13 protein-coding genes are annotated in these 14205 nt (G+C 44.8%); 12 read left to right on the plus strand and 1 reads right to left on the minus strand.

Annotated features, from left to right (window positions below; genetic code table 11):
- Positions 1-410: 410 nt before the first annotated feature.
- From H8B13_RS10025 to H8B13_RS10075, 11 genes are all read left to right on the plus strand, one after another.
- On the plus strand, positions 411-1607 hold the full coding sequence (locus H8B13_RS10025) for a glycosyltransferase (protein WP_187310660.1): 1197 nt from the start codon (positions 411-413) through the stop codon (positions 1605-1607).
- Positions 1608-1751: 144 nt separating this feature from the next.
- The gene (locus tag H8B13_RS10030; protein WP_187310661.1) at positions 1752-2762 is read left to right on the plus strand and encodes an STELLO glycosyltransferase family protein; all 1011 of its coding nucleotides are present in this window, start codon (positions 1752-1754) and stop codon (positions 2760-2762) included.
- A gap of 10 nt (positions 2763-2772) precedes the next feature.
- Positions 2773-3753, plus strand: coding sequence for a glycosyltransferase family 2 protein (locus tag H8B13_RS10035; protein WP_187310662.1), 981 nt, complete (start codon positions 2773-2775; stop codon positions 3751-3753).
- Positions 3754-3797: 44 nt separating this feature from the next.
- Entirely contained in the window at positions 3798-4751 is a 954-nt protein-coding gene (locus H8B13_RS10040) for a GDP-L-fucose synthase family protein (protein ID WP_187310975.1), read from the plus strand.
- 79 nt (positions 4752-4830) lie between these two features.
- Positions 4831-5724, plus strand: a complete 894-nt coding sequence (locus H8B13_RS10045) for an ABC transporter permease (RefSeq protein WP_187310663.1) — start codon at positions 4831-4833, stop codon at positions 5722-5724.
- Between the two features lie 29 nt (positions 5725-5753).
- Positions 5754-7019, plus strand: a complete 1266-nt coding sequence (locus tag H8B13_RS10050) for an ABC transporter ATP-binding protein (RefSeq protein WP_187310664.1) — start codon at positions 5754-5756, stop codon at positions 7017-7019.
- Complete coding sequence (locus H8B13_RS10055; protein WP_187310665.1) at positions 7012-7653, plus strand: acyltransferase; 642 nt, start codon at positions 7012-7014, stop codon at positions 7651-7653. Before H8B13_RS10050 ends, H8B13_RS10055 begins: the two co-directional genes overlap by 8 nt.
- Positions 7646-8482, plus strand: a complete 837-nt coding sequence (locus H8B13_RS10060) for an FkbM family methyltransferase (RefSeq protein ID WP_187310666.1) — start codon at positions 7646-7648, stop codon at positions 8480-8482. Before H8B13_RS10055 ends, H8B13_RS10060 begins: the two co-directional genes overlap by 8 nt.
- Before the next feature lie 30 nt (positions 8483-8512).
- A complete protein-coding gene (locus tag H8B13_RS10065; RefSeq protein ID WP_187310667.1) occupies positions 8513-9829 on the plus strand; it encodes a glycosyltransferase family 4 protein in 1317 nt (438 codons plus the stop codon).
- A gap of 33 nt (positions 9830-9862) precedes the next feature.
- Complete coding sequence (locus tag H8B13_RS10070) at positions 9863-10999, plus strand: glycosyltransferase family 4 protein (protein ID WP_187310668.1); 1137 nt, start codon at positions 9863-9865, stop codon at positions 10997-10999.
- 68 nt (positions 11000-11067) lie between these two features.
- Positions 11068-12036, plus strand: coding sequence for an NAD-dependent epimerase/dehydratase family protein (locus H8B13_RS10075; protein WP_187310669.1), 969 nt, complete (start codon positions 11068-11070; stop codon positions 12034-12036).
- Between the two features lie 166 nt (positions 12037-12202).
- On the opposite strand, the gene H8B13_RS10080 is transcribed toward H8B13_RS10075, so the two are convergent.
- Positions 12203-12592: a hypothetical protein gene (locus H8B13_RS10080; protein WP_187310670.1), complete on the minus strand. Its 390-nt coding sequence runs from the start codon at positions 12590-12592 to the stop codon at positions 12203-12205.
- Positions 12593-13057: 465 nt separating this feature from the next.
- Between H8B13_RS10080 and H8B13_RS10085 the strand changes: the two genes are divergently transcribed.
- Positions 13058-14182, plus strand: coding sequence for a glycosyltransferase family 4 protein (locus H8B13_RS10085; RefSeq protein ID WP_187310671.1), 1125 nt, complete (start codon positions 13058-13060; stop codon positions 14180-14182).
- The last annotated feature ends 23 nt before the right edge of the window (positions 14183-14205 follow it).

Below are 14205 nucleotides of genomic sequence, written 5' to 3' on the forward strand. Positions count from 1 at the left end.
ATATATCTCTTAAGGAGCGAAATTCTTAATGCCTTTGTTCGATAAATATCAATTGGGGCTTCGAATACTTGGCCGTGCTAACCATTTTGGGGACAGATGGTTGTTTTAGCGTAACGTTGAGCTTTTTTCAAGTGGATTTAGCTTGCGAACAGCCGCTGTTCTGAGTAGTGCCATAAGCAACACAGCACCAGTCACGATTGTAGGCACTCAAATTGCAGCAATTTGCTTAAGAAAAAGCATCACAGGAGTTGAGTACAGCGCTAAGATGAAACTGAGCTCAAATATCAGTAGGATGATACTCAATTCTGAACGGCATTTGCTCTTAAAAGGCAAAATATGCGAAATCAGTACTTTTATCTAAGGTGTGATTCGTTTCGAAAGTCAATGTGCTAATTTATAAGTTCTAGTTAATGCCAACTATTAGAGGAGTTCGCTACCGCTTATCGCAAGTATTACACGATACAGCCGACCAACTCTTTATGCCTCCCGGTGGCGGTTCCATTCGGAATATTGGCCAAGACCATTTGGGGTCCTCAGCCAAACGTGCGCTTATTGTGTATGTAATGCACGTTATTCCATATTATGTGACGGGAAAGATTGACAGCGCGCCCATGCTTAATGAACACTCAATGTACTGGGAAACCGTAGAAATGGTGCGTCAGTTGAATGAGCGGGGATATGTTGTGGATTTTTATGATGTAGCCTGCCCTGAACCCATTGATTGGGATATATATGAGGTAGCATTTGTTCAGAGCGACCGCTTGGCTGAATGCCCGCCAGCTGCCCGGGTCAAAAAAGTATTTTATTGCACTGAGAACTATTGGGCCTTTCAAAATCTGGCTGAGTTAAATCGATTACGTGAGTTTCACCGTCGGACTGGTATCTGGGCTCGGCCTGAACGCCAGACACGAGTTAGCTTCTCCGATGAGCACGCCGACGTGATGACGCTCTATGGTACTCCATTTCAACAACAGCTCTACGACCCACGACCTGAGCGGCATTACTTAAATATTTCCGTAGCTAAACAACCCGTAGCAGTACCCAAAAGAATTGCCTCTGCCCGTACTAACTTTCTGTGGCTAGGCAGCGGGGGGGCTATTTTGAAAGGATTGGATCTGACGGTGGAAGCATTTGCCCGCATGCCCGAAGCTCACCTGTACATAGCAGGAAATATTGAGCGGGAAACGCGGCTTTGGGCCTGGCTAAAAGGTATGCTCAGCCGGCACCCAAACCTTCATTATCTAGGGTGGGTTGATGTCGCTTCTACGTCCTTTGCTAAAGTGGCGAACAACTGCATCGGTCAAGTGTACCCAAGCGCATCGGAGGGAGGGGGAGGGTCGGTTGCTCAACTCTTACATTTTGGGCTAATTCCAGTAGTAACGCAGACTGCAACCGTCTGGGGGGCATTCATAGGCTTCGAAATCGAGTCGCAGGAGCCTAGTGTTATTATAACGAGCATCCGGGAGCATGTACGGACGTTATTGGCTATGCCTGATACAGAACTGCTCAAGCGTTCGGAGGAGGCTCGCGAATTTGCAGCACAGAAGCATACCCGCCCTGCGTACGCCGCTAGCTTTGCGGCCTTGCTCGACCGGTTAGCGTTGTAGCGTAAGGTTGGGTGAATGGTAGGTAGGCAAAAAGCTCGTACCTTCGCGCCGCCAAATTAATGGCATTGGTGTATTGCGTGTGTTGATGGCGTTCGTTTTAGATGCTGTCCCTTGCGCATTTCCATTCTACCTCACTTACAGCGTATGTCGTCTTCGAAGCCTACCATTGTTATTACCTCCATTTTCGCCCCTACAAAGGCAGTTAATAAATTCGCTACGTTAATTGATTACCAACTAGTAGTGGCCGGCGACAAAAAATCGCCTGCGCAGTGGGAAGCCGATAATGTAGTGTATCTGTCAGTACAGGACCAGGAGGCAATGGGCATGGGTATGTCGTCCAAGCTGCCGTACAACCATTATGGCCGCAAAATGATGGGGTATCTGTATGCTATGCAGCAAGGTGCCCAGGTCATTATAGATACTGACGACGATAATATTCCTTACGATGGTTGGGAGTTCCCGGCTATGGAGGGCGAATTCCTGACTTCGCCCGGCGGTAAAGGCTTTATCAACATCTACAAAACATTTACCGAGCAGCACATCTGGCCCCGTGGCTTACCGCTAGACCTGATTAAATCTAAAGAGCATGTGCTGCGTGAAGAAGACTTGCAGAACCAATCGGTTAAAATAGGCGTGTGGCAGGGATTAGCCGACGGCGACCCGGACGTAGACGCTATCTACCGTTTAGTTGACAACACCGAATGCTACTTCAACGACCATGCGCCGGTAGTGCTAGCAGAAGGCACGCTTTGCCCCTTCAACTCACAGAATACTGCGTTTCGGCAAGAGCTATTTCCTCTGTTGTATCTGCCCGCCTACGTCACCTTCCGCTTCACCGACATTCTGCGTGGTCTTGTAGCCCAGCCCATCATGTGGCTGTACGGTTACCAGCTGGGCTTCACGAAGGCTACAGTAGTGCAAGAACGGAATCCGCACGATTATGTAAAGGACTTTGAGTCGGAAATTCCATGCTATCTGCATCCTAACCGGGTAATTGCTGCTGTACAGCGCAGCCTTGATGCTTCCCTAACAGTCAGTGAGAACTTGCTGCGCGCTTACCAGGCGTTGGAGCAGGAGCAGATTGTAACCAGCCAAGAGGTAGAACTATTGCAACTGTGGCTTGCCGACGTAGCAGCACTGACTGCAGCTAAATAACTTCTGTCGGATGCAACAGTTTCCTTCGCTTTCTATCGTCATTCCCTCTTGGAACCAGGGCCGCTTCATTGAGCGCACGCTATTGAGCATTCTGCGTCAAGATTATCCAGGCTCCGTGCAGGTAATCGTATCGGACGGCGGCTCAACGGACGAAACCGTGGAGGTGCTCAAAAAATATGAGGACCGCATTACCTGGTGGTCGGCTCGCGACAAAGGCTTCGTGGATGCCGTCACTAAAGGATTGGCGGAGGTGACAGGTGAGATTATTGCTATTCAGAGCAGCGACGACTATTACCTGCCGGGCGCATTTCGGCGCATGGCTGAGGGCTTCCAGCACCATCCTGAGGCGGGCTTTATATCGGGGGGCGAATACGGGATTGATCTGCAGAATAATGTAGAGTACGCCAACTCGTTTACTGGGCCTATCACACCCCATTCTATCCTGTTTCAATTTGTGCCGCCTCAGCACGCTACCTTCGTGCGGCGGGAGGTGTTGGAAAGAACCGGTGGAATGCGCGTAGAGGTGGATATGTGCGCCGATATCGACCTGTGGTACAGGGTAGCTCACTTTGCGCCCGGCCACTCTATACCGGATATGCTGGCCGCTTACCAGTTACACCCCGATCAGCGCACGGCCACCTCACCCAAATGGTTTCCTAATCTGGTGAAAATGGTGGAGAGCTGTGAACAAAATCCAGTGTATGGGGGGCAATTTAAACTTACTGAAGAAGAGCGCCGCAACCTGTATACCTATTGGGAAATCAACTGGACCGCTAAGCGCAGTCCCGCAGAAGCCCGGCCCATTGCTTTGCGTAAGTTGCCCAACCTGCTAAGCTATAGCCCCCGCACCCGCCGCTCCATTCTGGGAGTTACAGTGAATCCGTTTGTGAAGGAGTTGGTGCCGACAGCTCTGCTACAACGGTTGCGGCTAGCTACGGCTACTCCCCCAATTTTGCCCCCCGGAGTGGACTTAAACTGGTGGAAATCATAATCTGACTTTTCTGAATCAATGCCGTGCATACGGCTTATGTATTTATGGAGCAAAACGCTAAAATATATATTGCTGGTCACCGCGGCATGGTTGGCTCAGCCATCATGCGCCGCCTAGAGAAAGCAGGCTACCACAACTTCATAACTCGCACCTCCCGCGAGCTGGATCTGCGCGACCAGGCCGCGGTGGCCTCGTTCTTTGCCGCCGAAAAGCCAGACTACGTGATACTGGCCGCAGCCAAGGTGGGGGGCATTAATGCCAATAATATCTACCGGGCCGAATTTCTCTACGATAACCTGATGATTCAAAACAATGTGATTCATCAAAGCCACCTGCAGGGCGTAAAGAAGCTGCTATTTTTGGGCTCTTCGTGCATCTACCCCAAAATGGCACCCCAGCCTCTCAAAGAGGAGGCCCTGCTGACTGGAGAGTTGGAAAGCACCAACGAGCCCTACGCCATTGCCAAAATCGCGGGCATCAAAATGTGCGACGCTTACCGGAGCCAGTATGGCAGCCACTTTATCTCGGCTATGCCAACTAACCTATATGGCCCCCACGACAATTACGACCTGAAAAACTCGCACGTGCTGCCCGCCCTGATTCGTAAGTTTCACGAAGCCAAAATTAGTGGCGCGCCCGAAGTAGAAGTGTGGGGCACGGGTACGCCGCGCCGCGAATTCCTCCACGTTGATGACCTGGCAGATGCCTGTTTCTATCTGCTCCTGAACTTCGACGAGCCCGGCCTGGTTAATATCGGCACCGGTGAAGATCTGAGTATCCGTGAGTTGGCTGAGCTGGTACAACACACCGTTGGTTACCAAGGGGCGATTCGATTTAACACGGATTACCCCGACGGTACCCCGCGCAAGCTGATGGATGTAAGTAAGCTCGCGGCCAAAGGCTGGCGTTACTCAATCGGGCTGAAAGAAGGAATCCGGGCGGTATACGAAGACTTCGTGCAGCACGAGCAGAAGAACATGAGCTCCGTCTCGGCCTGACGCTTCGTAGCTGCCTTTCATACAGGGCAGAAAGTAAAGATTACCCGGTAACTGCCCTGAATACCCCCGACCAAACCCTATGCAAACAGTAGATGTGATAAAAGCGCCCAGCTCCGTAGTAGCGAACGAGGATGAGGAGTGGACTGAGATAATTGCCCCCCGAACCCGTCTGCTCGACCTCGGCTTGCGCGACGTGTGGCGCTACCGCGACTTGATAATGTTGTTCGTACGCCGCGACTTCATTTCTACTTATAAGCAGACGATCCTCGGGCCTATCTGGTTTTTTATCCAGCCCCTGCTCACCACCCTTACCTTCATTATCGTGTTTGGCCGGGTGGCAAAGCTGTCCACCGACGGGCAGCCCCAAGTAGTTTTCTATTTAGCTGGCGTTACGGTCTGGAGCTACTTTGCCCAAACCCTGACGGCTACTTCTACGGTGTTTATTGCCAACGCGGCAATTTTTGGTAAAGTTTATTTCCCCCGGCTCACCATGCCGGTGTCTATCGTTATTTCCAATATTGTTCGCTTCTTTATTCAGTTTGGGCTTTTTCTGGCTGTCTGGCTGTATTACGTGGTGACTGATGACTCGCTTCGGCCCAACTGGCTGATTGCGCTTACACCGGCTCTGTTGTTGTTAATGGGGCTGATGTCGCTGGGGCTAGGCATGATATTCAGCTCCCTGACCACCAAGTACCGCGACCTTTCCATGCTCCTGACCTTCGGTGTGCAGTTGTTGATGTATGCTACGCCCGTTATCTACCCTTTATCTAGTATTACAGATCCTACCTATCGTTTGCTTATTCTGGCTAACCCAATGGCTTCCGTAGTGGAAACATTCCGCTATGCATATCTGGGCTCCGGTTCTTTTCATTGGGCCTATTTGGGCTACAGTGTATTATTCACGGTAGTTATCCTGTTCATCGGTACTATCATCTTCAACAAAGTAGAAAAGAGCTTCACCGATACGGTATAAGCTCGCTCACCTAGTGCAGTTCATTACCCATGAGTGACATAGCCATCAAAGTAGAGGAATTAGGTAAGCTTTACCGCCTGGGCGAAATTGGCACCGGCACGCTTAGCCATGACCTGAATCGGTGGTGGGCCCGCATGCGGGGCAAAGAAGACCCCTTTGCTAAAATTGGGGAAACCAATGACCGTACGACGAAAGGAAGCAGCGAATACGTCTGGTCCTTAAAAGACGTCAACTTTGAGGTCAAGCAGGGAGAAGTGCTAGGTATCATTGGCCGCAATGGAGCCGGTAAATCCACCCTGCTCAAGATTCTCTCTAAAGTTACTGCTCCTACCACTGGCCAGATTAAGATCAAGGGGCGCATTGCTTCCCTCCTAGAAGTTGGCACTGGCTTCCATCCCGAGCTGACAGGACGGGAGAATATCTTCCTCAATGGTGCCATCCTGGGGATGACCAAAAGCGAGATTCGGGCTAAATTCGATGAGATAGTTGATTTCTCAGGTGTAGAGCGCTACATAGATACGCCAGTTAAGCGATATAGTAGTGGCATGTACGTGCGGCTAGCCTTTGCCATTGCAGCATTCTTAGAGCCTGAGATTTTAATTGTAGACGAGGTATTGGCCGTAGGCGACGCTGAATTTCAAAAAAAGTGTTTAGGTCGCATGAAAGATGTGAGCGTTAATGATGGTAGAACGGTTCTATTTGTAAGTCATCACTTACCATCAGTAAGAAGCTTATGTGAAACAGGTCTTTTATTGGAAAAGGGTGGTATAAAGCTATTTGATAGTGTAGGTGCAGTATTAGAGAAATATCAAAATTCAGATCATTCTAAGCACGATGGTAGCCGTAGTGTACTACCTGTTCAGTGCCCCATATACTTTACAAAGTGGTCTCTGCGAAGAACAGGTGTTACTAGTCTAGATAACCACTCTGCATATTCAAAAGACTTAGTAACATTTGAATTAAGTGTATTGTGTGAGCATAATTTAGACAAAGTGGAGTTTGGTTTTATTTTACGTGACCATGACAGCAATATAATAGTAGGTATCAATAGTAGAGATAATGATAGGGATTTTATCTCATTTGCAGAAGGTATACATACTGTACTATTTGAAATGGTATTACCTATAAAGCCTGGTAAATATGAGGTTGATTTAGCAATCGCGGCTAGTGGTAATATAGTAGATCACTGGGTTAGTGATACTAAACTTAGTTTGCTAAATCCTTATGACACAGTTCTTGATGACAAATGGTCAGGGTTAGTTAACGTCGATTTTAACTTTGACGCCTATGCTTAATTCAATTAGAAGAAGTGTTCATGAATTTGTTTTTAGAAAGATTGATCAATATTATAATCAAAAGTTTTCTACAAAGAATAAATGGGGAATAAATATTTCTGATACATCTTGGTTTGATCTGCCCCTGGAAATTTCGGGAGGTAATAATGTTTCGATTGGTAGATTTTCCTCAATAGGCAAATATGCTTGGATAGGCGCTTTTGAAAAATACCTTGCGCACGATGAATTTCACCCAAGAATTGAAATTGGTGATAACGTTAGAATAGGTAATTATGCATGCATTGTAAGCATAAACTCTATTAAGATAAAAGATGGAGTACTTATAAGTGAGTACTTCTATGTGTCTGATCATTCTCATGGATATAGTATTGAAGCAAATATTCCGCCGGCGTATCAACCTCTTGAAGCTAAGGGTGAAGGAGTGGTTATTGGTGAAAATTCTTTCATTGGATATAGAGTGACTATTTTACCAGGAGTTAGCATCGGTAGGAACTGTATAATAGGAAGTCATTCCGTTGTAACAAAATCTTTTCCTGATTACAGCATGATCGCTGGTGTGCCGGCAAAATTGATAAAGAAATATGATTTTGCTTTAAAAGAGTGGGTTACAATCAAAAGCGATAAATATGACTAATATAAAAAGCATTCTCCATAAGCAAACACTTGTAAGGTTTAAATATTCGAAGTCTGTTCGATTTACTGGTGTCACTTTTGATGAGTACTGTGCTTATGCGTATCGTGATTTTGGAGGTGGAGAGCATATTAGACAGTCAGTTCTATTTGGTAAAACCATAAAAAGAAATAATACATTTTGGTTTGTCCAAAACATTGAAGAAGTATTTGTTGACGAAGTTTATAAATTTAATAGTAAATCTAAATCTCCATTAATTTTAGATTGTGGCTCAAATATCGGACTAAGTCTTATCTATTTTAAACGAAATCATCCTAATGCTAAAATAATTGGGTTTGAACCAGACTCTGTGATATACGCAGCTTGTAAAGACAATTTAAATTCATTTGATTACAATGATGTAGAGGTGGTTAATGCAGCTATTTGGAAGCAAGATGGGTTTATTAGTTTTTTGCCTGATAATTGTTTAGGTGGGAAAATAGTTGAAGATATTAATGATCCGTCTATCAGTAAAGTAAAATCAGTAAGATTAAAAAACTATTTGAATCAAAAAGTTGACTTCTTAAAAATAGATATAGAGGGTGCTGAGCTTGATGTTCTCTTAGACTGCAAGGATGAGTTAAGTATGGTTGATAATTTATTTGTGGAATATCATAGTAAAGGTAATAGGCCACAAGATTTACAGGAGCTATTAATAATAATTACTGATGCTGGTTTTAGGTATTATATAGAATCTGCTTGGAAAACTATGTCTCATCCATATGTGGATCATTTTAAACATGACCCTTCATTCTATGATTTGCAATTGAATATATTCGCTTATAGAAATTAGTTTTTGTAACAGCTCTGGCTTACTGAAATCATGATGTCGTACGCTAAATGGAATGTTGAAGAAATAGAGCACACGCGAATTCAACTTAATAATCTTCAGCAACAGCTTGAAAAGTATACAAGCACTAAAAAACTTGGATTAGCCTTCGTTCAAGCGGTTCTATGGGGGGTTAAACGTAAATTTTCTAGCTTTACTACTTCAGATGCCTCTCAAAGTGAGCCTGCAACTGATTTTTTTGCAAAAAATCCCGACTTCAAGTCTTACCAAATTAAATTAAAAACACCATTATCTACACATGTACCTAAAATATTGCATGTGATTCCCTACTTTATTACGGGTGGATCTCAGCAGCTAGTTGTAGATTTAATAGAAGGCCTTAGTGACCAATATGTGCACGAGGTAGTTTTACTAGCCAAGCATTCTGAGCAAGGTTACGTAGGGGTAACTACACACGACTGTTCTACAGTACGTGATCCGCAGGACTTTACTGCCCTCCTGAATACAATCAAGCCTAATATTGTACATGTACATTATTATGGAAGATATGTTGAATTGCGAGGAGGAATAAAATGGCCTTACGCGTTTTGGCAATGGTATCATGCTATTTTTCAGGGAACCAAAGCGTATGGATGCCCCATTATTGAAAACTGCAATATTCCATTCATGCCTTACTTCGACGCTGGAATTACGCGTTATGTATATGTAAGCAAGTACGCTCAGGATACTTATGGGGTGCGTGATATGCCAAACCAGGTTGTCTACCCAGGATCTAATTTTTCATTCTTTCAGCGTAATGGAATTCAGCCTGATCCTGATACCATCGGTATGGTATACCGGTTAGATCACGATAAACTGAATGAGCGAGCTATTGAGCCATTTATAAGAACTGTTGAAAAAAGGCCTACAACTAAAGTCTTGATTGTAGGTGGGGGTGAATTTTTAGAATTATTCCGAAATAAAGTGACCACTGCAAACCTACAAAGCCAATTTACTTTTACGGGTTATGTAGCATACGAAAAGTTAGTTGAGTTGTACCAAAAAATGGCTGTGTTTGTAGCCCCAGTTCATAGTGAAAGCTTTGGTCAGGTTACTCCTTTTGCTATGAATATGGGCATTGCTGTGGCAGCCTATAATATAGGTGCATTGGAAGAAATGCTTGTAATGCCAGAAGTATTGGCCCCAGGCGATGATGCCGAAGAGTTGTCGGATATAATTGTCAATCTTCTAAATGATTCTTCAAAGCGTGAAAAAATAGGTGCTTTTAACGCATCTCGTGCCGCAGAGCTTTTTACGGTGGAGACTATGGTGAAAGCTTATCGAGAGATATATCAATCTCTTGTTTTGTAAGTCCAACTACACGCTTTTCTAGTTACACAACGCATGGCTACTATTCTTTTTGTAGGACACGAAGCTTCTCGATCTGGAGCCCCTTTTACTCAATTACATCTAATGAGATGGATTAAAGAGAACACCTCGCATAAGATGGTGCTTGCTCTATTAGAAGGAGGAGACTTAGTGCCTGAATTTGAGAAATTGGCAGATGTGTACATAGTAAACACTCCTAAGTTTGCGCTTCATGCTCGTGTATGGTCCAAGCTAAACCGTATGAGCGGAATTGATCACAGCAATACAATAAACAAAATTGCTGAGTATTTACCAGATGTGATATTTGCTAATTCGCTTATTGCTATCAATTATGCTGTTAAATTAAAAGAAAAGTTAGGTGTCAAAGTGATTTGCAATATTCATGAGCTAGAGTCTGCTTTCTATTACATGGCCCACGCTAATTATCCTGCAGCATTAGTGAAAGCTGATTGGTTAATGATGGGTTCGTATGCTGTTAAAAACTATTACATGAACAACTTTCCTATTGACAAAAATAAAGCTTCTGTTATTTATGATTTTATTGGTGATGAGGATGTTTCGCGTCGCACTCTAACCGATATTAAAAGTTTGCACAACATTCCTTTAAGCGCAAAAATAGTGGGAGCAATGGGAAGCTTGAATTGGCGTAAAGGTCATGATATCTTTTCCTATGTTGCTCGAGAGGTAATCAAACATTCTCCTGATACTTACTTTATCTGGGTCGGCGGTAAAAAGGAATCTGCTGATTATAAATTGCTGGTTCGTGAAGTGAAATTGTTGGGCTTAGCTGATAGAGTGATCTTAGTTGGTGAGCAGGCTGATATACAAAGTTATTACGAAGCTTTTGACGTCTTTTTACTGACTTCGCGCGAGGACCCTTTTCCATTAGTATGCTTGGAGTCAGCACTAGCCAGAACGCCTATAATTTGTTTTGAAAATTCTGGTGGAATGCCCGAGTTCGTTCGCGATGATGCAGGTTTCGTAGTAGATTATCTTAGTATTGATCAAATGGCAGAAAAAACCTTACTGCTACTAGGTGATGGTTCCTTACGTGAGCAAATGGGTGCAGTTGGCCGCGAGCGTGCTTTGAACAACCATACGATTAGTAAGCTTGGACCTAGCATTCTAGAGCTAATTGAAGAGGCTCTGTAATAGATTTAGCACTCATAGCTATCTATAACTGCAGTTGAAATAATAAGTAAAAGGTCAAAACAGGAGCTATGGGTCTAGTGACGTGCGTAATTGGGGGGGGGGGCTTCGTTGGCCAGGCAGTGGTGCAAGACCTACTACAGAACACTGATCGGAACGTAGTGATAGTAGGGCGTAAACCACTGGAGTCGCAGTTGCCGGCTCGGGTGCGCTATGTGCAAAATCCATCCGGAGCTTCGGATGAACTGCTTAGTACCATATTATCCGAAGTTGACGAGGTCATTGACCTAGCTTATGCTACAGTACCGCAAACCAGTTTTCAGAATCCGGTAAATGATATTTTAGTGAATTTGCCTGAGGCTGTACGCTTGTTCGAACATGCAACGCAGTGGTCGCTTCGCAAGTTTGTTTGGGTTTCATCAGGAGGAACTGTATACGGCCACGCCCAACAAGTGCCCTTAACCGAAGATCACCCCACGAACCCAGTATCTCCTTACGGTATCACTAAACTAGCTATCGAGAAATATGCTCATCTTTACTATTGCTCCACACAACTCCCTATTGTGTGTGTGCGTCCATCTAACGCTTACGGTGAGGGTCAGCGCGTTTATGCCGGGCAGGGGTTCATCGGCACAGCCATTGCTTCTCTACTCGACCACCGAACCTTAGATCTATTTGGAGACGAGGGTACCATTCGTGACTATTTGCACATAAAGGATATGGCCCGTGGCATAGTTGCAGCGTTAACCGATGGCCATGCAGGACAAGTGTATAACATTGGTAGCGGAATAGGGCACAGCAACCGTCAGGTATTGGAAATCTTAGAGCCATTAGCCCGCACTATAGGTGTGCCATTACGCTTACATGTACACCCTGAGCGACCATTCGATGTGAAGGTTAACGTTTTAGACAGTACCAAATTATACGCCCATACCAATTGGAAGCCATTGTTATCCTTTGAGCGGGGGATACGGCAAACGTGGGAATGGTACGTTGCAAACTATAAAGGCAGATATAGTGCTGATGGGTCAAGGCCTTAAGACGGTCTGAGTATCGTGTGAGTAAAACAGTACAGCAGACTTCTATAAACTAAAAGCCTCACCATTTCACGATGGTGAGGCTTTTAGTTTATAGAAGTCTGCTGTACTAATAGCAGTGCTATTATCGTAGACAAGTATTAGGATACTTTATCAGTAGACCGAAAGCCTATTGCTTACTAGCTAGATAAAAAGTAGTCATAGTGACTTCTCCCGTGGGTTGAGTTGTCGTGTTATAGAGAAAGGTGTATGCACCGTCAGGAGTCGTGTATTCTGCTTTGTAAATCAACTTGACCGGTGGGGGGCATGCAGCATGTCCAACCCATTTGGCAATCTGACCATCAGCTGGAGTCGCTTCTTTCACAATAGTCATCAAAACAGGGCAGCTCAAGCCAGTTACTGCTTGTCCTTGCTCCCACTGGTCGCCCACGGCGAATTGATCGGTCGGGGCTGCCTTCAGCTTAGCTGGAGCAATGGAATCGGATTCCTTGGCGCAACCTGTAAGTAACGCTACTACAGTTATTGCTGCAAGACGGGAAAATGAGTAGAAAAGTGCCATAGGTTATAAGAGAAAGATGATTAATTAATGATTTATCAAATATAAGTGCAAGTTCTGTAATATGCTAATTCAAACAAAAATTATACTTAATTCCATATAGGGCTGAAATAGTTATACAAATAGCTTGCTGAACGCATAGGTATAATCAATAGATGCATAATAGATGGGAGAGCCATTGGGGGGCTTTTTTAACTTTTATACAGCCAATAGTGAATCAATCCGAGTAAAAGAGTCAAAAGGGTCCATTTGATCCAAGGCGTATGGTTTGTTTGATAGTGCAAAGGCCATTGCTAGGAACGAAACTTGATATACGGATCCAGGTTTGGCAGCCGCAGGAAAGGGGGCAGCGTATGCTTAATTCAATAATGCTGCTTCGGTCTTACCTTTGTAGCACTACAATTCCTGTTGAAGTAGTTAACAGTACTGGAGTGCTTTGTGCATAATGCCTACTAATACAACTCGTTTATGAGAATTGCTTTCGTATCATTAATGAGAGCGTTCCCGTGGGGTGGGAGCGAAGAATTATGGTTTAGAGCTGCGAGGCTTGCTTTGGCTCAGGGGCACAGTGTCTGTACGCTTACCCAAAAATGGAACAAGACACCAGATAAAATAAAGGAGTTAGAGCGCTTAGGTGCCGAGATTACTTTCTACGACGCTACACAGTATAATATTGTCGAGAAGCTAGCTATCAAGCTACACGCGAAGAAAAACGAATCTGATATCGTTCCGAATATGAATGCCGATGTGTACATCTTATCCAATGGTTCAACATGGGATTTTCTGTATAATTATTCTCTGACGCGCAAAATTCTTAGAAAGGGAAATCCTTATATATTAATCAGTCAGCACAGCTTTGAGAATGGGCATATTGTGAAGCCCGGAAGGCGAGAGGACGCCATTTCAATTATTAAAAAAGCTGAAATAATATTTTTTGTTGCCGAGCGTAATCTGCGCGCGGCCGAGCGTCAATTAGGACATTTGATAACGAACAGCCGGGTCATCAGCAATCCTATAAATATCAAGGATGTAGCTGTGAAAGCATTTCCCGCGTCAGCCAGATTGCTGATGGCTTGTATTGCCAGATTCGACTGTGATTTTAAGGGTCAGGATATATTGCTGCAAGCCCTAAGCACGGAACAGTGGCAAAAGCGCGACTTCTGCTTGAAGCTATATGGCAATGGGCCGCACTTAAGCCACCTGAAGCAGCTGATTGAAATGTATGCTCTGCATGATAAGGTTACGATAGAAGGGCATGTAGCTGATGTTGATAATATCTGGCAAATGAATCAGGTGCTGGTGCTGCCTTCTTTAAGCGAGGGCACTCCGCTGGTAATGGTGGAAGCAATGTTATCGGGCAGAGCTGTCTTGACGACCAATGTAGGGGACAACGGCAGATACGTACTTGACAATAAGACAGGTTTTTTAGCCGCTACAGCATCGGTAGAGTGTCTTAGCCAGAGCCTTGAGGACTTGTGGGGTAATAAGAATACACTCAGCAAAATGGGCGAAGCAGCGTATGCCCACGCCGTTACCCTAGTAGACTTTCAACCGGAACAAACGCTGCTGGAATATATTCGGGGAGTACACTAAACTGCTTGCAGGCCTAAGGGAGC

It is taken from the genome of Hymenobacter sp. BT188 (genome assembly GCF_014333585.1).
In the GTDB taxonomy this organism is placed as follows: domain Bacteria; phylum Bacteroidota; class Bacteroidia; order Cytophagales; family Hymenobacteraceae; genus Hymenobacter.

Bases quoted from the DNA above. Each gene is read 5' to 3' on its own strand.
- H8B13_RS10085 (WP_187310671.1), top strand. From the start codon at position 13,058: ATGAGAATTGCTTTCGTATCATTAATGAGAGCGTTCCCGTGGGGTGGG.
- H8B13_RS10030 (WP_187310661.1), top strand. From the start codon at position 1,752: ATGTCGTCTTCGAAGCCTACCATTGTTATTACCTCCATTTTCGCCCCT.
- H8B13_RS10025 (WP_187310660.1), top strand. From the start codon at position 411: ATGCCAACTATTAGAGGAGTTCGCTACCGCTTATCGCAAGTATTACAC.
- H8B13_RS10060 (WP_187310666.1), top strand. From the start codon at position 7,646: ATGACTAATATAAAAAGCATTCTCCATAAGCAAACACTTGTAAGGTTT.
- H8B13_RS10065 (WP_187310667.1), top strand. From the start codon at position 8,513: ATGATGTCGTACGCTAAATGGAATGTTGAAGAAATAGAGCACACGCGA.
- H8B13_RS10075 (WP_187310669.1), top strand. From the start codon at position 11,068: ATGGGTCTAGTGACGTGCGTAATTGGGGGGGGGGGCTTCGTTGGCCAG.
- H8B13_RS10050 (WP_187310664.1), top strand. From the start codon at position 5,754: ATGAGTGACATAGCCATCAAAGTAGAGGAATTAGGTAAGCTTTACCGC.
- H8B13_RS10070 (WP_187310668.1), top strand. From the start codon at position 9,863: ATGGCTACTATTCTTTTTGTAGGACACGAAGCTTCTCGATCTGGAGCC.
- H8B13_RS10040 (WP_187310975.1), top strand. From the start codon at position 3,798: ATGGAGCAAAACGCTAAAATATATATTGCTGGTCACCGCGGCATGGTT.
- H8B13_RS10055 (WP_187310665.1), top strand. From the start codon at position 7,012: ATGCTTAATTCAATTAGAAGAAGTGTTCATGAATTTGTTTTTAGAAAG.
- H8B13_RS10080 (WP_187310670.1), bottom strand. From the start codon at position 12,592: ATGGCACTTTTCTACTCATTTTCCCGTCTTGCAGCAATAACTGTAGTA.
- H8B13_RS10035 (WP_187310662.1), top strand. From the start codon at position 2,773: ATGCAACAGTTTCCTTCGCTTTCTATCGTCATTCCCTCTTGGAACCAG.
- H8B13_RS10045 (WP_187310663.1), top strand. From the start codon at position 4,831: ATGCAAACAGTAGATGTGATAAAAGCGCCCAGCTCCGTAGTAGCGAAC.